The sequence below is a fragment of the Neorhizobium lilium genome, from assembly GCF_004053875.1.
GTDB classification, from domain to species: domain Bacteria; phylum Pseudomonadota; class Alphaproteobacteria; order Rhizobiales; family Rhizobiaceae; genus Neorhizobium; species Neorhizobium lilii.
This window is the reverse complement of the sequence record NZ_SBIP01000004.1, coordinates 701,716-720,253: the sequence shown is the minus strand read 5'-3', so window position 1 is coordinate 720,253 and position 18,538 is coordinate 701,716. Positions and strand designations below refer to the sequence as shown.

19 protein-coding genes are annotated in these 18,538 nt (G+C 63.0%); 12 read left to right on the top strand and 7 right to left on the bottom strand.

The annotated features are described in order from the left end of the window. Window positions 1-8 precede the first annotated feature (8 nt). The gene (locus tag EPK99_RS20445; protein ID WP_164901826.1) at window positions 9-1,877 is read right to left on the bottom strand and encodes a diguanylate cyclase domain-containing protein; all 1,869 of its coding nucleotides are present in this window, start codon (window positions 1,875-1,877) and stop codon (window positions 9-11) included. A 165-nt stretch (window positions 1,878-2,042) separates the two neighbouring features. On the opposite strand from EPK99_RS20445, the gene EPK99_RS20440 reads away from it, so the two are divergent. From EPK99_RS20440 to EPK99_RS20430, 3 genes are all read left to right on the top strand, one after another. Continuing rightward, complete coding sequence (locus EPK99_RS20440; RefSeq protein ID WP_342633751.1) at window positions 2,043-3,539, top strand: protein adenylyltransferase SelO; 1,497 nt, start codon at window positions 2,043-2,045, stop codon at window positions 3,537-3,539. Window positions 3,540-3,672: 133 nt separating this feature from the next. Then, complete coding sequence (locus EPK99_RS20435) at window positions 3,673-3,855, top strand: hypothetical protein (protein WP_128444904.1); 183 nt, start codon at window positions 3,673-3,675, stop codon at window positions 3,853-3,855. Continuing rightward, the gene (locus tag EPK99_RS20430; RefSeq protein WP_128444903.1) at window positions 3,848-4,513 is read left to right on the top strand and encodes a Fic family protein; all 666 of its coding nucleotides are present in this window, start codon (window positions 3,848-3,850) and stop codon (window positions 4,511-4,513) included. Before EPK99_RS20435 ends, EPK99_RS20430 begins: the two co-directional genes overlap by 8 nt. Before the next feature lie 78 nt (window positions 4,514-4,591). Here the strand turns inward: EPK99_RS20430 and EPK99_RS20425 are convergent, their stop codons facing one another. From EPK99_RS20425 to EPK99_RS20405, 5 genes are all read right to left on the bottom strand, one after another. After that, window positions 4,592-5,488, bottom strand: coding sequence for a dihydrodipicolinate synthase family protein (locus EPK99_RS20425; RefSeq protein WP_128444902.1), 897 nt, complete (start codon window positions 5,486-5,488; stop codon window positions 4,592-4,594). Window positions 5,489-5,611: 123 nt separating this feature from the next. Next, window positions 5,612-6,766: a catalase family protein gene (locus tag EPK99_RS20420; protein WP_245582498.1), complete on the bottom strand. Its 1,155-nt coding sequence runs from the start codon at window positions 6,764-6,766 to the stop codon at window positions 5,612-5,614. Beyond that, window positions 6,763-9,015 carry a xanthine dehydrogenase family protein molybdopterin-binding subunit gene (locus EPK99_RS20415; RefSeq protein WP_128444901.1) on the bottom strand — a complete coding sequence of 751 codons (2,253 nt, stop codon included), beginning with the start codon at window positions 9,013-9,015 and terminating at the stop codon, window positions 6,763-6,765. The genes EPK99_RS20420 and EPK99_RS20415 overlap by 4 nt, the downstream gene beginning before the upstream one ends. A 16-nt stretch (window positions 9,016-9,031) precedes the next feature. Then, complete coding sequence (locus EPK99_RS20410) at window positions 9,032-10,048, bottom strand: FAD binding domain-containing protein (RefSeq protein ID WP_128444900.1); 1,017 nt, start codon at window positions 10,046-10,048, stop codon at window positions 9,032-9,034. Then, a complete protein-coding gene (locus tag EPK99_RS20405; RefSeq protein ID WP_128444899.1) occupies window positions 10,045-10,569 on the bottom strand; it encodes a (2Fe-2S)-binding protein in 525 nt (174 codons plus the stop codon). The genes EPK99_RS20410 and EPK99_RS20405 overlap by 4 nt, the downstream gene beginning before the upstream one ends. 367 nt (window positions 10,570-10,936) lie before the next feature. Between EPK99_RS20405 and EPK99_RS20400 the strand changes: the two genes are divergently transcribed. Together EPK99_RS20400 and EPK99_RS20395 are read left to right on the top strand one after the other, a co-directional pair. Then, window positions 10,937-11,515: a hypothetical protein gene (locus tag EPK99_RS20400; protein WP_128444898.1), complete on the top strand. Its 579-nt coding sequence runs from the start codon at window positions 10,937-10,939 to the stop codon at window positions 11,513-11,515. A 46-nt stretch (window positions 11,516-11,561) separates the two neighbouring features. Next, window positions 11,562-13,082: a DNA-packaging protein gene (locus EPK99_RS20395; protein ID WP_245582497.1), complete on the top strand. Its 1,521-nt coding sequence runs from the start codon at window positions 11,562-11,564 to the stop codon at window positions 13,080-13,082. A gap of 20 nt (window positions 13,083-13,102) precedes the next feature. Here the strand turns inward: EPK99_RS20395 and EPK99_RS25935 are convergent, their stop codons facing one another. Then, the gene (locus EPK99_RS25935; RefSeq protein ID WP_281033481.1) at window positions 13,103-13,225 is read right to left on the bottom strand and encodes a hypothetical protein; all 123 of its coding nucleotides are present in this window, start codon (window positions 13,223-13,225) and stop codon (window positions 13,103-13,105) included. Between the two features lie 205 nt (window positions 13,226-13,430). Here EPK99_RS25935 and EPK99_RS20390 point away from each other — a divergent pair, with 205 nt between their 5' ends. The 7 genes from EPK99_RS20390 to EPK99_RS20360 all read left to right on the top strand — a co-directional run bounded on the left by EPK99_RS20390 (window position 13,431) and on the right by EPK99_RS20360 (window position 18,392). Then, window positions 13,431-14,090 (top strand): hypothetical protein, encoded by a 660-nt coding sequence (locus EPK99_RS20390; protein ID WP_205909113.1) that lies wholly within the window; start codon window positions 13,431-13,433, stop codon window positions 14,088-14,090. A 54-nt stretch (window positions 14,091-14,144) separates the two neighbouring features. Continuing rightward, window positions 14,145-15,326 carry a phage portal protein gene (locus EPK99_RS20385; protein ID WP_128444897.1) on the top strand — a complete coding sequence of 394 codons (1,182 nt, stop codon included), beginning with the start codon at window positions 14,145-14,147 and terminating at the stop codon, window positions 15,324-15,326. A gap of 56 nt (window positions 15,327-15,382) precedes the next feature. Then, a complete protein-coding gene (locus tag EPK99_RS20380) occupies window positions 15,383-15,646 on the top strand; it encodes a CopG family ribbon-helix-helix protein (RefSeq protein ID WP_128444896.1) in 264 nt (87 codons plus the stop codon). Next, window positions 15,646-15,951: a type II toxin-antitoxin system RelE/ParE family toxin gene (locus EPK99_RS20375; RefSeq protein WP_128444895.1), complete on the top strand. Its 306-nt coding sequence runs from the start codon at window positions 15,646-15,648 to the stop codon at window positions 15,949-15,951. The genes EPK99_RS20380 and EPK99_RS20375 overlap by 1 nt, the downstream gene beginning before the upstream one ends. A gap of 211 nt (window positions 15,952-16,162) precedes the next feature. After that, window positions 16,163-16,489, top strand: a complete 327-nt coding sequence (locus tag EPK99_RS20370) for a DUF6107 family protein (protein WP_128444894.1) — start codon at window positions 16,163-16,165, stop codon at window positions 16,487-16,489. Between the two features lie 35 nt (window positions 16,490-16,524). Next, window positions 16,525-17,118, top strand: a complete 594-nt coding sequence (locus EPK99_RS20365) for an HK97 family phage prohead protease (RefSeq protein WP_128444893.1) — start codon at window positions 16,525-16,527, stop codon at window positions 17,116-17,118. Then, a complete protein-coding gene (locus EPK99_RS20360; RefSeq protein WP_128444892.1) occupies window positions 17,115-18,392 on the top strand; it encodes a phage major capsid protein in 1,278 nt (425 codons plus the stop codon). Before EPK99_RS20365 ends, EPK99_RS20360 begins: the two co-directional genes overlap by 4 nt. The last annotated feature ends 146 nt before the right edge of the window (window positions 18,393-18,538 follow it).

The following is an 18,538-nucleotide window of genomic DNA, read 5'->3' as shown; positions in this document are numbered from 1 at the left end:
ACTGTCTGTCATGATTGCGGCCCGGCGCTGACGACGCGGTTTCGGCCGACAGACTTGGCGCTGTAGAGTGCTTCGTCCGCCTGTGCGAAGAGCGCCTGCGCGGTCATGGGGGCCGCGGCCTGCGGATCGAAGCTTGCCACACCGATGCTGACGGTAACCCGGCTCATCGGTGCGTTATGGACATGCGGCAGGCCGAGCGCTTCCACCTTGGAGCGGATGGCTTCGGCAACCTGGGCGGCCTGGCCCGCGTCCGTGTCGGCCAGCAGGATGGACAGTTCCTCGCCGCCATAGCGGGCGGCAACGTCGCCCGGGCGGCGCACGCAGTCGCGGATCACGGCCGCGATCTGGCGCAGGCATTCGTCTCCGGCGGCATGTCCATAGGTGTCGTTGAAGAGCTTGAACCGGTCTGCATCGATCATCAGCAGGCTGAGCGGTGCCGCGATATCGAGAGCCCGCTGCATCGATTCCTCGAAGCGGATGTTGAAGAAGCGGCGGTTCGCAAGCCGCGTCAGCTCGTCCGTATGGGCGAGCGTATCGAGCTCGTCCTGCATCTTCTTCTGGCGGCTGACGTCGCGGGTGATGGCGACGACGCGGGTGGCCGGATGGTCGCGCGTGGCAGGAAGCTTGCTCAGCGCCGTTTCGAGCCACACTTCCTCGCCGTTCGGCTTGACATAGGGGGTGACGAGCTTCTCCTGCATGGAACCGGTCTTGAGGCGCTCCGCCGCCTGCTTCACGATTACCGCGGTCTCCTCCGGCATGCCGGCAAAGACGCTTTTGCCGATCAGCCGTTCCGGCTCTATCCCCAGGATCACGGTCGAGGAGGGCGATACATATTCGCGCAGTCCGTTCTCGTCGTAGCGGGAAATGACATCGCTGGAAGATTCCGCAAGCAGCCGGAATTCCGCCTCTCGCGCTGCCACCAGCGCCTCGCTTTCGCGCCGCAACCGTGTCTGCCTCTGCCAAAGCAGGGCCGCCATCAGGGTGACTGCGACGAGAACGGAGGCATAGATCCATCGCGGCCGGGCTGTTTCGACCCAGTTGAGGAGGACTTCCCTCTCCGCTGCGGAAGCAAGCACGACGATCCCGGTGCGCTCGCTCTGGTAGAAGCCGCCAACACGGTCCGTGGCGTCGATCGGTGACGTGTAATGATAGGCACCGACCGTCTGCCGCTTGAGATAAAGGCTGAAAAGCTGGGAGGACGAGATGTTCATGCCGAACGTGCTCTCCTGAGCCGGTCCGCGCACAAGCAAGATGCCATCGCCGCGCACGAGAAGGAAAGTGCCGTCGCTGCCAACGTCGAAATTGCGGAAGAAGTTGATGAAGTGGTTGACCCGGATCGTGGAAACGACGACGCCGCTAAAGGAACCGTCCTCCAGCGTCACCTTTTGCGTGATCGGGATCACCCAGATCTTCGACAAACGGCTCATGATCGGTCGCCCGACGACGGGAAGCGGCAGCGGGTTCGTCTTGTGAAAGGTGAAATATTCGCGATCGGCATAGTTCATGCCGGCTGGCGGATCGTTGGAGGATGTGGCGATCATTTGCCCGTCCGCATCGATATAAGACAGCGTGTCGAGCGTGGGTGAGGCCTTCATTTGCCGGGTGATCAGCGCCTTGATCTTTGTGGCAAGGTCCGGGTGCCCGACATCGTCGTTGATTTCGGCAATCAGGCTGGCGAGCGGCAGGTGCGACATCTCGATGACATCGTCGGCATGCTGGGCAACCGCCTCCGCCGTCTGCTCGAGGCTGACCTCCACACGGGAAACCTGCGTGCCCCAGTTGGAATATTCGGCCCAGCAGAACAGGGCGATAAAGGCAAGGAAGCTGCATAACGCCGTGAGCGTCGACAGTGTCGATCGGATAGCGGGGGAAAACATTCCATGCCTTTTCAACATGCGGGAGCAGAATGACCGTCATACATTATGAAAAGCTAAAAAGATGCCCTGAAAATCAAGGAGCCCCGGTGCCGGCAATAAAAAGCGGCTTGCCTTGTTCGGCAGGACGGCATTCCCATATGGGAAAATGCGGCCCCATATGGGGAAATACGGCCGCCGCTTCTTCGGCCAAAGGAGTTTTCCGTGTTCCATTTCGACAATAGCTACGCCCAGCTGCCGGACCGTTTTCATGCCTCGGTCTATCCGGAGCCGGTCGAAGGACCGGTGCTCCTGAAATTCAACGAGGCTCTGGCGGAGGAACTGGGGATCGAGGCGGATCTTTCCGACAAGGCGCGGCTGGCGGCGGTGCTTGCGGGCAATGTGGTCCCGCCCGGCGCCATGCCGCTCGCCATGGCCTATGCCGGTCACCAGTTCGGCAATTTCGTGCCGCAGCTCGGCGACGGGCGTGCCATTCTGCTGGGCGAGGTAATCGACACCACCGGCAGGCGCCGCGATATCCAGCTGAAAGGCGCCGGTCCGACGCCCTTTTCCCGCCGCGGCGACGGGCGTGCAGCACTGGGGCCGGTGCTGCGCGAATATATCGTCTCGGAAGCCATGAATGCGCTCGGCATTCCGGCGACCCGGGCATTGGCAGCGGTGGCAACGGGAGAGGCCGTGCAACGCGAACAGGTATTGCCCGGCGCCGTCTTCGTACGCGTTGCCGCAAGCCATGTCCGCGTCGGCACCTTCCAGTTCTTCGCGGCGCGTGGCGACAATGACGGTGTGAAGGTGCTGGCGGACTACGTCATCGAACGGCACTATCCGGAGCTGAAGGGCGCTTCCAACCCCTACCTCGCGCTCATGGACGCGGTGGCGCTGCGCCAGGCCGATCTCATCGCGCGCTGGATGGGCGTCGGCTTCATCCACGGCGTCATGAACACGGACAATATGACGATTTCGGGCGAGACGATCGATTTCGGCCCCTGCGCCTTCCTGGACGAATACGACCCCAAGAAGGTGTTTTCCTCCATCGACCGAATGGGCCGTTATGCCTATGGCAACCAGCCCGGCATCGGCCAGTGGAACATGGCAAGGCTGGCCGAATGCCTGCTGCCGCTTCTGGACGACGACGAGGAAAAGGCCGTCGAGGCGGCCAATGCCGTGTTGAAACGCTTCGGCGAGCGCTTTCAGGCGCAGTGGCTGGAAGTGTTCCGGGCAAAGATCGGGCTGCAAACGCAGGAAGACGGTGATCTCGATCTTGTTCAGGGCCTGCTGGCTGCCATGCAGGAAGCGCAGGCCGATTTCACGCTCGCCTTCCGCCTGCTGAGCCATGCTGCCGATGGAAGCGATGAGGCCTTTCTGGCGCTCTTTCCAGACCCCGCCAAAGCCGAGGCCTGGCTGGCCACATGGCGGCAGAGGCTTGAGCGAGAGCAGGCATCCCCTGAAGCCCGTGCGGCAGCCATGCGCTCGGTCAATCCGGCGGTCATTCCGCGCAACCACCGCGTCGAGGAGGCGATCGCCGCAGCCCTGCAGGGCGATCTGAGCGTCTTCGAACGGCTGTTGCAGGCGCTGGAAAAGCCATACGAGGAACGCCCGGATTTCGCCTCATACGCTCTCCCGCCGCAGGTGGAAGAACGGGTCATGCAGACGTTTTGCGGGACGTGAACGGGCTGTCTGGTCGCATTCATGCTGTGGCCATATCATCATAAGGATGACGCAAATTTTGCGGATTGATCAAGCCGGATTGCCGGGAATCGGAAAATTGAGTTTATGGATCAGAACTTGGAAGGATTTTCGGATGAACGAACCACTGCAGAAGCTTCTGGATGCCGCTAAAAAGGTTCCTCAGACCCAAAAAGATATCGAGTTACAGCGTCGCAGTTTCGCTTATGGAAACACCCATTTCGAAAACAGCATGATAACGCGAGAGATGGTCGATCGTATTGCGGACGAAATGGCCGCAAAGGACAAGGATGACTGACCACACTCGTCGACATAGCGTAGCTGCTGACGCGAATCTGGTAAAAGACCAGACAGCTCGTGCTGAGGCCGAAGCGCGCAACGGGTTGCTGCAGTTTGATGTCGCATGTCGCATGATCGTGGATGCAATTGAGAAGGGCGAGAGCTGGAAGCTTCGACTTTCTGTTCTGCTAGCTCTACATCGTGAGGCTCTCAGCGGCCTCAGCAATTATGCAGGAAATTTTCGACCATCCGGTGTGAAAATCGAAGGTAGCGACCATAAGCCGGTCGAATCTCATCTGGTGCCGGAACTTGTGGAAGAACTTTGCGACTACGTAAATGACAATTGGAAGAACAAAACCGCTGTCCATTTAGCCTCGTATGTTATGTGGCGTCTGAACTGGATTCATCCCTTCAGTGACGGCAATGGACGCACGTCAAGAATGGTGTCCTATCTGGTTTTATGCGTGAAGTTGGCCCTTTTATTACCGGGACGAAATACAATCCCGGATCAAATCGTTAATAATCGCAAGCCGTATTTCGACGCTCTGGAGGCTGCGGATGAGGCAGCAAAAAGCGGGAAAATAGATCTTTCCAGAATGGAAGACCTCATAGAAGGCATGTTGGCTACACAGCTAGCCGGCGTAATGGAAAGCGCTACCGGCAAGCATTATTTGTAGATTTTCCTGCTGACGTTGTCCTGCTGTGTGCGTAGTGGCATTGCTACCTAACTACCCATATTTGCAGCGGCAACGTTGCTACCCCTCCAGCGCCGCAATGGCCGCTTCGATGGCGGGCGTGAGGTCAGGCGAAAGCGGCAAAATCGGGCGAGGCGGCTTGGCATCGGTCAGGCCGAGTATATTGGCAGCGGCATAGACGACGCGCAGGCTGCCATGCGCCTTGAACAGCCGCCAGAAAGGCGCGAAGGCCTTGTCCAGATAATCGACTTCCGTCGCCTGGCCCTGGGTCGCGGCTCGGGTGAGCGCGGCAGCTTGGCTGGGAAACAAACCTGCAACGACACTGTACCAGGCATCGCCGCCGGCAAGCAGGGACTCTGCCGCGCCCCAGTCGCCGCTATAGCCGATCATGAAGCCGACGGGCGTGACCGCCCTGAGCCGGGCGATTTCACCGGCGAAGTCCGCGTCCTTCGGCAGCGGCATCTTGACCCCCTGAATGGTTGGAAGGCCGGCCAGTCGCTCCAGCAGCGGCTCGCTGAAGTTGAAATGCGTGGTCGAAGGATTGTTGTAGATGCAGAGCGGCAGGTCTGTCGCACCGGCCACGGCCTCGAAATGCCGGAAGGCTTCCTCTTCGGTCAACGGCGTGTAGGAGACGGGCGCCAGAAGCAGGGCATCTGCGCCCTCTTTGGCTGCATCCTGGGCTAGGGCCTGCGCCTCGTCGGTGCGCAGCGCCCCGATACCGACGATGATCGGGACCTTCCGGTTGACGCACTCGACCGCCGCCGCTATTGCCCGCCGCCGTTCTTCTCGGCTGAGATACATGTAGGTGCCGGTGCTGCCGAGCAGGCCGATCGACTGGACATCCGCATCGAGGATGCGTTTCAACAGGCGCTGCAACCCTTCGGTTTCCACCCGGCCTGCCTCGTCGGCGGGGGTCAGCGGGAAGGCGGAAAGACCGGCGAAGATCGGCTGCGGCATGAATGGCTCCGGGTAAAGACTGCTGCGCTACTATGCTCGGCTGGTGACCGGGTGCAAGTCGCGCCCGAACGAAAAACGCCGCCCGTGGAGGGCGGCGGCTTGGTTTCAGGAGCCCGCCGTGGATCAGTGCGGAGCAGACGCGGAGGCCTCGGTCACCGCCGGCGCCACGGCATGCCCGCCATGCCCGAAAGGACAGATGAGCGGTTCTGTGACCGGCGTCTCGTTGCGCTGCGACCGGAAGGCTGCGGAACGCTGATAGGCGAGCTTGCGCAGCCGCATGATCGACCCGAGCGGCTGGTGCGCGGCAAGACCGTTCCAGGGGCTGAAATGCATGCCGTCATCCACCGCTTCCGAGCGGTCATCCGTCCAGGCCGTCTGCGGCTGCGTGGTGATGCGGGCTACGGTGACGAAGGGGCTCTTCTCCTCGTCCCAGGCGTCGATGCCCTCCACCGGCATGGCGTCGAGATCGGTGCAAAGCTGGACCTGCAGCTCCCACATGGCGGTCTGGCCTTCGAAGAAACTCTGCACCGCGTGGCGGATGACATCGCTGTCCTTGCCCGTATCGAGCTTGACGCCGGTCAAGGCTTTCAGGTTTTCGGAAACAGGGATCAGGGCAAACTTGGCGATATAATCACCATAGCGGAGCGGCAGTTGCGCAAAGAAGCTTTCACCAAGAATATGGGTATGGGGATTGCCGCCCATGGATTTGAGCGTAGCGCTTTCGTGCCCCACGGCTTCCAGTGCCGCTTCCACACCGCGGAACGCCTTGGACAGCAGTTGCTTGGCGCCTTCCATGCGGTCGGTGGTGGCTGCCAGCAGCTTCAGGTTTTTCAGAAACGCCTTGCCGCTCGGCGAATTGAATTCGCGGCCGTTGACCATGATGAAATCCTGGCTGCGGGACTGTTCCGAGCCAGGCAGGCGTTCGCCCTCCACGTCGAGGATCTTCAGTGCCATGCCGCGCGGCGTGGATACGCTGTCATGCAGCAGGTCGCCTGGTGTGGTGGAGAGACGGATTACCGCTTCATAGCTGTCGGGTTTGGCAAAAAGGCCCTGCGCGTAATACGGCGGCAGATTCGCCAGCACCTCGATCCGTGCCTCCAGCAGGCCATGGCTCTTGGCATGGACGGAGCGGATGGCATGGCCGGAGTCAGCATAAGTCTTTTCGGATACGGACAGCATGGTTTCGGCGATGTCGCGGGCCGTCTGCGGCTCGTCCGGTTCAATCTGCTCGACATCGGGGCTGAAGCGGACGGGGGAGATGGAGGCCGGGTCGATCATTGCATCGTCTCGCTTTCGAGGATCTTGTCTATGGTAATGGGGAAGGAGCGGATGCGGCTTCCCGTGGCGTGGAAGATGGCATTGGAGACGGCGGCTGCGACACCGAGGATGCCGATCTCGCCCAGTCCCTTGACGCCGATCGGGCTTGCCTTGTCGTCGTCCTCGTCCACGAAGATGACCTCGATATCCTCGATATCCGCATGGACGGGCACGTGATACTCGGCGATATTGTGGTTCATGATCCGGCCGGTCCGATGATCGACCATGCCTTCCTCTTCGAGCGCCATGCCGATGCCCATCACGACGCCGCCAAGCACCTGGCTGCGTGCCGTCTTGGGGTTGAGGATGCGACCTGCGGCGACCGCATCGACCACGCGGGTGACGCGCACCTGGCCAAGCTCCTCGTCCACCCGCACCTCCACGAAGACGACCGAATGGGTATAGGCGGAGTACTTCTTCTGGATGGCTTTGTCCGGCTCCACCTTGGCATGCTCCTCGATCACGGTGAGGCCGGCTTCTCCCATGATGTCAGAGACTGCGACGCCCAACTGATGATTGGCTTCGAGCACGAGACGGCCGTCGGAAAGCTCCACCTGGTCCTCCGTGGCTTTCGCGAACGGCGAATTGTCCATCTTTCGGGCGTGCTTCAGCAGGGTGGCAATAATCATCCGGCCGGCGACCTGAACCGCGGTGCCGGAAGAAGCGGCGGTCCACGATCCGCCTTCGACACTCGTCGTTGGAAGCCGGGAATCGCCGATCTCGACCGCGACCTCGCTCAAGGCGACGCCGAGCGTTTCTGCCGCAAGCTGGCCCAGAATGGTATAGGTGCCGGTGCCGATATCGGAGGCGGCGGCCGAAACCACGACCTTGCCCTCGGCCGAAAGGCTGACCCTGGCTTCGGCGGGCGACATTTGTGCTTCCCATATGCCGGTGGCGACGCCCCAGCCGATCAGCTCGTTGCCCTCGCGCATGGACCGCGGCTCGTGGCTGCGCTCCGACCAGCCGAACCGGGCCGCACCCTCGCGGTAGCAAGCATGCAGCGCCTTGGAGGTGATCTCCTTGTCCTGGTTCTGGTCGCGGTGGACGAAGTTGATGACCCTGAGTTCCAGCGGATCCATGCCGACCTCGTAGGCAAGCTCGTCCATGGCGGCTTCCAGCGCCGTTATGCCGGTCGCGGCCCCCGGTGCCCGCATGTCGCCGGGGGTGGAAACGTCGAGCTTGGCGATTTCGTAAGACATGGTGACGTTATCGCATTTGTAGGCGAGGCCCGACCAGTTGACGACATTCTCCTGATAGTCCTCATAGCGCGACGTGGCTTCCAGCGCATGGTGCATGACCGACTGCAGGCGCCCCTGTTCGTCCGCCGCCAGCGACACCGTCTGGATGCAGGACGGACGCCAGGTGAGATAGAACATCTCGCTGCGGCTCATCTCCACCTTGACCGGGCGCTTCAGATCCAGCGCGGCCATGACCGCGAAGAACAGCTGGTGCTTGGGACGCAGGCCGGAGCCGAAGGCGCCGCCGACAAAGCTGTTCCTGACCGTCACCTTGTCCGGGTTCAGGCCGAAGATCTTGCAGATCGTGTCGTGGCTGTTCTGCGAACCCTGCGACTTGTCGTGGATCATCAGGCTGCCGTCTTCAGCGGGGATGGCAGTCGTGCCGAACAGCTCGATCGGGTTGTGATACTCGCCTTCGATGGAATATTCGGCGGAAATCTGGTGGGGCGCCTGGGCAAAGGCTGCCTCGGCGTTTCCGCGCGGCGAAGGGGGCGCCATGTCCTTGGCACGGAGAACGGGCGGGACATAGCTGTTGGCCTGTTCGCGGAAAAGATCCGTATGCGGCTCGCCCGCCTCGTAACGGACGCGGATGAGGGCTGCGGCATCGCGGGCGGCCTCGAAGCTTTCCGCCACCACCAGCGCCACCGGCTGGCCGTCATAGAGGATACGGTCGTTTTCCAGCGGGCGCAGCGGATGGCCGGGAACGGCAACCTCGTCCTTCCACTTCTCGTCTCTCCTGGCCGCCTTGGGCCGGTTCTCATGGGTGTAGATCTTGACCACGCCGGGCATGCGTTCCGCCTCCGACGTGTCGATCTCGGCAATGCGGCCGGTGGCGATGGTGGAACAGAGCGCATAACCCTGCAGCATGCCGGGCGCGAAATGCTCGGCCGCATAGGGCGCGCGGCCGGTGACCTTGAGCGGCCCGTCGATGCGCGGAAGCGGAAGCCCGACGACCTTGGATGAATTCAGCATGGGTCCGGTTCCTTGTTTACTGGATCGCCTTGACGGCCTGGTCCTGCGGGCGGCCGGAGGCGGCCTGGCGCAGGGCGCGGACGATCGCCTTTTCGGCCAGCGGGATCTTGAAATCGTTCTGGCCCTGACCCTTGGCGCCGGTGAGAAGCCGCTGGGCGATGCGGCGGAAAGTCACTTCGTCCACGGCTTCGCCGGCAAATTCCGCCTCCGCCAGAAAGTCGCGCCATGGCTTGTGGGCAACGCCGCCAAGCGCCACGCGAAGCTCGACGATCTTGTCGTCGGCAACTTCCATGGCGGCGGCAACGGAAACCAGCGCAAAGGCGTAGGATCGGCGGTCGCGCAGCTTGAGATAGGTGTGGTGGCTGGCGAAATGGTTGCCTTCGAGACGGATCGCGGTGACGATTTCGCCCTGGCCCAAGGTATTGTCACGCTCCGGATGGTCACCCGGCAGGCGGTGGAACTCGGCAAAGGGAATATCGTGCCGCCCGTCCGGCCCTTCCACCTCGACCACGGCAGAGAGGGCGGCAAGGGCCACGCACATGTCGGACGGATGGGTGGCGATGCAATGGTCGCTGGCGCCGAGAATGGCGTGGATGCGGTTGACGCCGCCGATGGCGCCGCAGCCGGAACCAGGCTCGCGCTTGTTGCAGGGCGTGGCGGGATCGTAGAAATAATAGCAGCGGGTGCGCTGGAGAAGGTTTCCGCCGCTGGTGGCCGCATTGCGCAGCTGCGGCGAGGCGCCGGCTAGGATGGCGCTGGAGAGAAGCGGATAGCGCTCCTTCACCCGCTCGTCATAGGCGACGGCCGAATTGCTGGCGAGCGCGCCGATCCGCAATCCGCCGTTCGGCAGATCCTCGATGTCGCGCAGAGGAAGCCTGTTGATGTCGATGATCGCGGCGGGCCGCATGACCTCGTATTTCATCAGATCGACGAGATTGGTGCCGCCGGCAAGGATCTGCGCTTGCGGATCGGAGGCGAGCGCCTCGACGGCATCGGACACAGTTTCGGCGCGGGTATAGGAAAAATGTCTCATTCCGCAGCCTCCCGCACAGAAGCCGCCGCCTCGGTGCCCAGCACCTCCTCGATGGCATCGGCAATGTTGGTATAGGCGCCGCAGCGACAGAGATTGCCGCTCATGGCTTCGCGGATTTCGTGGCGTTGATGGGCGTGGCCTTCCTTGAGGAGGGCCACGGCGGAACAGATCTGGCCGGGCGTGCAATAGCCGCACTGGTAGGCGTCATGCTCCAGAAAGGCCTTCTGCATCGGGTGCATGTCATCCGGCGTGCCGAGGCCTTCGATCGTGGTGATCTCGGCGCCATCGAGCGATACCGCGAGCTTCAGGCAGGAATTCATCCGTTCGCCGTCCACCAGCACCGTGCAGGCGCCGCACTGGCCGTGATCGCATCCCTTCTTGGTGCCGGTAAGTTCCAGCGGACCGCGCAGAAGATCGAGAAGCGACACCCAGGGGTGAAGGTCGAAATTGCGGATCTGGCCGTTGATGGTGAGCGAAACCGGACAGGTGGACAGGGGAGGATGCTGGGAGCTGAGATCCATGGGAGAACGCCTTTCTCTGCTGATGGATCGGTAACAGTAGCAAAAGCCCTTTGTTCCCCCGGCCTGCCCGTCTGCGTGGCAGGGGCGAAGGAAAAATACCGATATAGGAAAATAATCCTTGACGGCGTGACGGTGCTTTGGTAGTGTCTAGCTATAGTCGGAGAAGTGCGACACCGGGCGGCTCAAGGGCCGCCGAAGCGGCAATGGTAAGGCCGGATACGGCGCCGGGGACTTCGGGTCCGCACGTCACTGCGACGCAGAGTTCATAAACAACAGACATGTCATCATCAGCGGCAACGCCTGCATCGGTCGAATGGCCGGATGCGGACGGTGCTGCTTGCGTATGACGTAAAGCGGCGAGCGCCCCATGGACAATCTGGACCACTTCGACCCGAGCCTTTTCGGCATCTGGACGGAGCGCCCGCGCTATGCGCAGCAGCCTCGATTTTCGGATGCGGAACTGGCCGACCATGTGCGCGGCGTGCTGCTGGAGACCAAGGCAGCCGAGGGCGCGCTGGACCAGGCGGAGGAGTTGCGGCGGCTTTTGAACGAGATGACGGTCGAGATGCGCGACCAGTTTTCGACCTTCCGGCGCCTGCGGGCTGCCGCCGAAAAGGCATTGGAGGATGGTGACGATGCGGCGCAGAAGCTTGCCCGCGCCGACGTGAAGGCCGCGACCGATGCCATGTCGCTGATCGTCCGGACGCTCGAAAAGGTGGATTCCCTGCAGCGCCAGCTGGCTCGTGACCGGGCAATGGAGGTGGAACGGACCGCCGACGAGGGCGGCTATGAAGAGGCCAAGGGCCGCTTCCTGAAGATGATCGAGGAGCGGGCGAATGAAAATGCTCTCAAGCTTTACGAAGCCTGGAAACGCGACGGCCCACCTGGGGAAGGTGGGACACAGTCAGCGGTCGATGCGTCTGGCGCAGGAGAAGATTGCGGATAGCGCGCTGGCGGCTTTGACGCAGCAAGAACGGAAGATGCGTCAGTTTATGCAACTTCGGACAGAAGGTCGCGCCGCCCTGATGGTAAGCACGGTGTTGAGCAATGCGATCGGGCAGGGAATTGCTGGGCTGTGCGGTGTGCCTAACCCTCCCCCTTGTGGGGAGGGTGGCCGGCAGGCGGGAGGGGATCTGGTCTCTGCGGAAAACTCGGCGCTTCCGAAAAACCCCTCCCCAGCCCCTCCCCACAAGGGGGAGGGGCTCCTCACACCGCCGCATGTTCCCGGCAACGACGGCGCTGCTCCCAAGATAGAGATTGGCCAGACGCACTACGACCCGGATGGCCCCTTCATCCTTCGCCTCGAACGCGACTGGACGTTTACGGGGCGGCCCGAGCAGAGGCCGCCGGAAGGCGACTGGCGCACCTGGCTGATCATGGGCGGGCGCGGCTCGGGCAAGACCCGCGCCGGCGCCGAATGGGTGCATGCACTTGCTTCGGACGCGTCTCGCTCCAGTCTCAGGATCGCGCTGGTGGCCGAAACTCTGGGCGATGCCCGCGAGGTGATGATCGACGGCGTTTCCGGCATTTGCCGGATTGCCCGCAAGAACCCGCCGGAATTCGAGATCTCCCGGCGCCGGCTGGTCTGGCCGAACGGAGCAATCGCGCAGATCTTCTCCTCGGAAGATCCAGAAAGTCTGCGCGGGCCGCAGTTTCATTTTGCCTGGTGCGATGAACTCGCCAAGTGGAAGCATGCGCAGGAGACATACGACATGCTGCAGTTCGGCTTGAGGCTAGGCACCGATCCGCGCCAGCTGGTAACGACCACGCCACGGTCTGTGCCGATCCTCAAGCAGCTGATCGGCGAGGCGGGCACGCGGCTGGTGAAGATCTCGACCCGCACCAATGCCGGCAATCTGGCGCCGGGCTTCATCGAGGCGCTGGAAGCCCGCTATGGCGGCAGCCGTCTGGGTCGTCAGGAACTGGGCGGTGAACTGATCGAGGACCGGCAGGATGCGCTGTGGAACCGCGCCGATCTGGAAACGCTTCGGATACGGCTGACGTCGCCGCTTCGGCGCATCGTAGTAGCCGTGGACCCGCCGGCGGGCGCCGGGGAGGCCTCCTGCTGCGGCATCGTGGTGGCCGGACTGGAGGAAAACGGCCGGGCCGTGGTGCTGGCCGACTGCTCTGTGGCAGGCGCAAGCCCGGCCGGTTGGGCGCAGGCGGTGGTCAAGGCCTATCGGCGGTTCCAGGCGGATCGCGTGGTGGCGGAAGTCAACCAGGGCGGGGAAATGGTGGCGGCCATGCTGAAAAGCGTGGAGGCCGCATTGCCCGTGACCATGGTGCGGGCGACGCGGGGGAAATTCCTGCGGGCCGAACCGGTGGCAGCACTCTACGAGCAGGGCCGGGTGGTCCATGCCGGCCGTTTCACCGATCTCGAGGACCAGATGTGCGATTTCGGTCCTGACGGCCTATCATCCGGCCGCTCGCCGGACAGGCTCGATGCGCTGGTCTGGGCGCTGACGGAGCTGGTGCTGGACGGAACGGGCGTGCCGCGGATCAGAGGGATCTGACGCGGCAAGCCAACGCAGGATCAGCGCTGGTTCGGCTGCTTCGGAGCGGTTTCGCGGATCTGCTTCCACTCGGACTCGAGACGATCGAGGACGTGCTGGGGGATCGGTTTCGAAGGGGTTGCCTGCACCGGTTGCTGCATCATCATGATCTCCTGTTTCTTCATGAAAGCCGACCCCAAACGTCGTGCGACGCTCTTGGTTCCACAGGCGATCCGAAATGTAAACGGGCGCCTAAGCGCCTAAAACGATTTAGATTTTTCTAAACCGATTGAAACTTGGACCGCGTCCGGTGAAAGGCCTGAAGAGGCTGGAACCGAGACGCGAGCCTGCCTTCGAAGGGGTTCACAGATGGGAATCAACCGCAGCTTTTTCTTCGATCATTTGAGCGACGCGCTTTACCGCAAGGGCTTAAGCCAGGCGCAGGTCAATGGGCACGAAGCTGTTCTCGACTATTGGGAAGCACATCATGCCCATGAGGACGACCGCTGGCTCGCCTATAGTCTGGCGACGGCCTTCCACGAAACGGGGCGGACGCTGCTGCCGGTGGTCGAGAACCTGAATTACACTGCCGAACGTCTGCTGGTCGTGTTTCCGAGCCGGTTCACACCGGAAGAGGCGAGGCGCTATGCCCGCCGGCCGGAGCGGATCGCCAACCGTGTGTATGGCGGCCGGCTCGGCAACGGCCCCGAGGCGAGCGGCGATGGCTGGCGCTATCGAGGCCGTGGCCTTGTGCAGATCACCGGCCGGAGCAATTACGGCAAGTTCGGTCTTGCAGGCGAGCCGGACAGGGCGCTTGAGCCGCGGACCGCGGTGCGTATTCTGGTCGAGGGCATGATCGCCGGGCGCTATACTGGCAAGAGCCTGGCGAGCTATTTCCACGGCGACGAGGCAGATTGGGTGAACGCCCGCAAGATCATCAACGCGCTGGACCGCGCCAGCGACATCGCCGACTATGCCAGAAGCTATTACGCCTCCATCAGCTATACGGTCGGGGCACAGGCTGCCTGAAACGCATCCCGCCAGATATTCAACTCCAAATCTTCATCCAGAGGAAGATCCATCATGAAATCTCCATTTCGCCGGCCGCGATTCCTCGCGGGCGGACGACCGGCCGTGGCCGAAAGGCAGTCTGTCGAGGTAAAGACCACCAGCCTAGGCGGAGCCTTTGCAATCGTCTCGGGCGAGGGTGCTGCCCACTGGTCGGGCCGCTCCTATGCGGCGCTGTCGCGCACGGGCTTCATGAAGAACCCGGTCGCCTATCGCTGCATCCGCATGATCGCGGAAGCGGCAGCCGCCGTGCCATGGCTCGCCTATGAGGGACGCAGCGAAATCGCCGATCATTCGGCGCGGTCGCTGCTGGCCCGGCCGAACAGCCGCCAGAGCGGGCCGGATTTCTTCGAGACGCTGTACGGTCATCTGCAACTTTCCGGTAATGCCTATGTGGAACCGCTGGTGCTGGGCGAGGAACTGCGCGAGCTGCACCTGCTGCGGCCGGATCGTGTCAGCGTGGTCGAGGGCCGCGACGGCTGGATCGCCGCCTACGACTACCGCGCCGGTGGCGTGACGCGCCGGCTACCGGCCGAGACGCCGGGCGTGGCGCTGCTGCACCTGAAGCTGTTCCATCCGCTCGACGATCAGTGCGGCTTCTCCCCGCTCGGTGCGGCGGGCGCGGCGCTTGATCTACACAATGCGGCCATGGCCTGGAACAAGGCGCTTCTCGACAATTCGGCCAGACCCTCCGGCGCGCTCGTCTATCAGCCCAAGGAGGGCGGCAATCTTTCCGCCGACCAGTATGAGCGGCTGAAGGAGGAGCTGGAGGCCGGATATGCCGGCGCCGTCAATGCCGGACGGCCGCTGCTGCTCGAAGGCGGGCTGGACTGGAAGGCGATGGCGCTGTCGCCCAAGGACATGGATTTCGCGGAGGCCCGCAACGGTGCGGCCCGCGATATTGCGCTGGGGCTCGGCGTGCCGCCCATGCTGATCGGCATTCCGGGCGACAATACCTACGCCAATTACCAGGAGGCTAACCGCGCCTTCTACCGCCTGACCGTGCTGCCGCTGGTGGCGAGAACGGCCGCAAGCTTTTCCGCCTGGCTGGGCGAAGCCTATGGCGATGCGCTGCGGCTGGAGCCGGATTTGGATGCGATCGCCGGCCTTGCCGCCGAGCGCGAGGCGTTGTGGGCGCGGGTGGGCGCGGCAAGCTTCCTCACCGACGACGAGAAGCGCGAGGCGGTGGGTTATTGATGAAGTGCGGCCGCGGGTGTAGATTGTAATACGCCGTATTACAAAAGGAGGCTCCGATGGCCGACAAGCCCGTTCTGTCCGATCCTATCACGCTGCGCATGCCCCAGGACATTCTCGATGACATCGAGAAGATCGCCGAGACCTCCGAGCGCAGCCGCAGCTGGGTGATCGTCCGCGCGCTGAAATATTATCTGATGGCAGAGGGGAGTGAAATACTAAGCATTCGGCGAGGCCTGGAGGACGCAGCCGCCGGGCGGACAATCGATGCCGAGGAATTCTTCGATGAACTCGACCGTCTCGATCAGGAAGACGCCGCCTGATGAAAGTTCTCATCTCGGAAGAAGCGATCCGCTACATCCAAAGAGAGAGGACTTACCTTGGCCACTTCAGCCGCCGTGCTTCAATTGCGTTTTCTCAGCAGCTGAAACGTGGGGTCCGACTGATTGGTGAGCATCCTCGGATCGGTACGGTGGTGGCACCCGTTGAGGGTGTCCGCAGGTTCGTATCGGCACCTTATCACCTGGACTACGTAATCAAGCCGGATCACGTCCTGATCGTTTCGGTTTTGCATGCAAGACAGGGACCGGCAGATCTGGAGAAGGACGAAGACGGCAGCTTCGAGTAAGGAACCGGCTGCCGATCACACTTGGTGTAGTCTCAGGCTCCTCATTCAAAGCCCGAGGCACCGGATGTCGTTCGTCAGCCGGCCCCACCAAGGGCTTGAGCCGACTCTTGAAATTCGCTGCTCTTGAAGTGTCGCGTGAAGCAGCGCCGGCGTCCGTACGTCTGGCGTGAACCGCTCTTGCGGCCTCCATTCTGAAACAGAAAGATTAACAATGGCTGACATCGGCAACGACACCGGCGTCTGGGCGGCGAAGCTGTTGGGCGCGGCATCGGGAGCGGGCGTCTCGCTCATCTACCTCTTGCCGAAGAGCCGTCGCGAGGCCGCCACCCGCTTCATCACCGGCGTCAGCTGCGGCCTGATCTTCGGCGCGCCGACCGGCCTGTGGCTGGCGGCCCGGCTGGGCATCAACGGCCTCCTGTCCGGCCCGGAACTCATGCTGGCGGGTTCGGCGTCCGCCAGCCTCTGCGCCTGGTGGGCGCTGGGTGCGCTGGCCCGGATCGCTGAGCGTTACGGCCGACGGACGACCAGCGGCGACTGAGCCGGCCTTTTCAATTCAATGCAGGAGAATGCTCGATGCACGCTTACCGCGGGCCGCGCCCCGTCATGACTTCGTCTGCGCGCAAATTCGCCAATCTCGAACTGTCGGGCCTCAAGGGCGACGGGACGTTTTCCGGCTATGCCAGCGTCTTCGGCGAGGTCGATCTCGGCAAGGACCGGATCGAACGCGGCGCCTTCCTCAACTCGCTCGTCGGCCGCGGGCCGCAGGGCGTGCGCATGCTCTACCAGCATGACCCGAACGAACCGATCGGCGCCTGGAAGGCAATCCGCGAGGATGCCCGCGGCCTTTACGTCGAGGGTGTGCTGTCGCCCGGCGTCGCCCGCTCCCGCGAGGTGCTGGCGCTGATGAAGTCCGGCGCGCTCGACGGCCTGTCGATCGGCTTTCGCACTGTGCGGGCTCGCACCGACCCCAGGAGCGGGGTGCGGCGGATTCTCGAGGCGGATCTCTGGGAGATCTCGGTGGTGACCTTTCCGATGCTGCCATCGGCCAGGGTCTCCGACGTCAAGAATGCACGGTTCTTCCGGGATCGGGAAACCGAGCTGGTCCGCCAGATGCGGCGGGCGGCAAAGATGATGATCAGAACAACCTTCAAGGGAAAAGCGATATGACGCAACAGGGTGTGCAGACGGATATGCAGGCGAGCCGGGTGGCGCCCGAGGTGAAGGCCGTGCCGGAGACGATGACGGCGGCCTTCGACGAATTCATGGAGGCCTTCGAGGCCTTCAAGGACGTCAACGACCGCAGGCTCGGCGAGATCGAGCAGAAGCTGACCGCCGATGTCGTGACACGCGACAAGATGGACCGCATCAATCGGGCGATGGACGAGCAGAAGAAGGTGCTCGACCAGATCGTGCTCAAGAAGGCGCGGCCGCCGCTCGGGCGTGGGCAGGATGACCTGTCGCCGGACGCCACGGAGCACAAGGCGGCTTTCGACGCCTATGTCCGGCGTGGCGAGGAGGCGAGCCTGCGCGAACTGGAGGCCAAGGCCTTTTCCGCCGGCAGCGGCGCCGATGGCGGCTATCTGGTGCCGCCGGAAACCGATAGCGAGATCGGCCGGCGCATTTCCGTGGTCTCGCCGATGCGGGCGCTCTCGACCGTGCGGACTGTCTCCTCCTCCGTCCTGAAGAAGCCCTTTGCCACCAGCGGCCTTGCCACCGGATGGGTGGCCGAGACGGCGGCGCGGCCGCAGACCAATTCCGCGCAGCTGGCGGAACTGGCCTTCCCGACCATGGAACTCTACGCCATGCCGGCCGCCACGCAGGCGCTGCTCGATGATGCCGCCGTCGATATCGAGGCCTGGATCGCCGGCGAAGTGGACGTCGTCTTTGCCGAACAGGAAGGCGACGCCTTCATCCGCGGCGATGGCGTGGCCAAGCCGAAGGGCTTCCTCTCCTACCCGACGGTGGCCGACAGCGCCTGGAGCTGGGGCAGTCTCGGCTACATCGCCACCGGCGCGGCAGCCGGATGGAAGGCGACCGGCCCCTCCGACACGCTGATCGAGACGATCTATTCGCTGCGGGCCGGCCATCGCCAGAACGGCACGTTCATGATGAACCGCAAGACGCAGAGCGACATCCGCAAGTTCAAGGATGCGGACGGCAATTACCTCTGGCGCCCGCCGGCGACCGCCAGCCAGCCGGCCTCGCTGCTCGGCTTCGCGATTGCCGAGGCGGAGGAAATGCCCGATGTCGGTGCCAATTCGCTGTCGCTTGCCTTCGGCGACTTTCGCTCCGGCTATCTGGTTGTGGACCGGGCGGGTGTGCGTATCCTGCGCGATCCCTATTCGGCAAAGCCCTATGTGCTGTTCTACACGACCAAGCGCGTCGGTGGCGGGGTGCAGAATTTCGAGGCGATCAAGCTCGTAAAGTTCGCAGCCAACTGAATACCCCCCTCTGCCCTGCCGGGCATCTCCCCCTCAAGGGGGGAGATCGAAGGAGGCGCGGCCACGAGTTCCCAATCTCCCCCCTTGAGGGGGAGATGTCACGAAGTGACAGAGGGGGGTGCGAGGAGCACTGACCCCGCAATGAA

Coding starts and splice junctions, on each gene's coding strand:
- EPK99_RS20385 (WP_128444897.1), top strand. CDS start 14,145: ATGAAATCTCCATTTCGCCGGCCGCGATTCCTCGCGGGCGGACGACCG.
- EPK99_RS20420 (WP_245582498.1), bottom strand. CDS start 6,766: ATGATCGACCCGGCCTCCATCTCCCCCGTCCGCTTCAGCCCCGATGTC.
- EPK99_RS20445 (WP_164901826.1), bottom strand. CDS start 1,877: ATGTTTTCCCCCGCTATCCGATCGACACTGTCGACGCTCACGGCGTTA.
- EPK99_RS20375 (WP_128444895.1), top strand. CDS start 15,646: ATGAAAGTTCTCATCTCGGAAGAAGCGATCCGCTACATCCAAAGAGAG.
- EPK99_RS20405 (WP_128444899.1), bottom strand. CDS start 10,569: ATGGATCTCAGCTCCCAGCATCCTCCCCTGTCCACCTGTCCGGTTTCG.
- EPK99_RS20435 (WP_128444904.1), top strand. CDS start 3,673: ATGAACGAACCACTGCAGAAGCTTCTGGATGCCGCTAAAAAGGTTCCT.
- EPK99_RS20430 (WP_128444903.1), top strand. CDS start 3,848: ATGACTGACCACACTCGTCGACATAGCGTAGCTGCTGACGCGAATCTG.
- EPK99_RS20380 (WP_128444896.1), top strand. CDS start 15,383: ATGGCCGACAAGCCCGTTCTGTCCGATCCTATCACGCTGCGCATGCCC.
- EPK99_RS20390 (WP_205909113.1), top strand. CDS start 13,431: ATGGGAATCAACCGCAGCTTTTTCTTCGATCATTTGAGCGACGCGCTT.
- EPK99_RS20365 (WP_128444893.1), top strand. CDS start 16,525: ATGCACGCTTACCGCGGGCCGCGCCCCGTCATGACTTCGTCTGCGCGC.
- EPK99_RS20370 (WP_128444894.1), top strand. CDS start 16,163: ATGGCTGACATCGGCAACGACACCGGCGTCTGGGCGGCGAAGCTGTTG.
- EPK99_RS20400 (WP_128444898.1), top strand. CDS start 10,937: ATGGACAATCTGGACCACTTCGACCCGAGCCTTTTCGGCATCTGGACG.
- EPK99_RS20410 (WP_128444900.1), bottom strand. CDS start 10,048: ATGAGACATTTTTCCTATACCCGCGCCGAAACTGTGTCCGATGCCGTC.
- EPK99_RS20425 (WP_128444902.1), bottom strand. CDS start 5,488: ATGCCGCAGCCGATCTTCGCCGGTCTTTCCGCCTTCCCGCTGACCCCC.
- EPK99_RS25935 (WP_281033481.1), bottom strand. CDS start 13,225: ATGATGCAGCAACCGGTGCAGGCAACCCCTTCGAAACCGATCCCCCAG.
- EPK99_RS20415 (WP_128444901.1), bottom strand. CDS start 9,015: ATGCTGAATTCATCCAAGGTCGTCGGGCTTCCGCTTCCGCGCATCGAC.
- EPK99_RS20360 (WP_128444892.1), top strand. CDS start 17,115: ATGACGCAACAGGGTGTGCAGACGGATATGCAGGCGAGCCGGGTGGCG.
- EPK99_RS20395 (WP_245582497.1), top strand. CDS start 11,562: ATGCAACTTCGGACAGAAGGTCGCGCCGCCCTGATGGTAAGCACGGTG.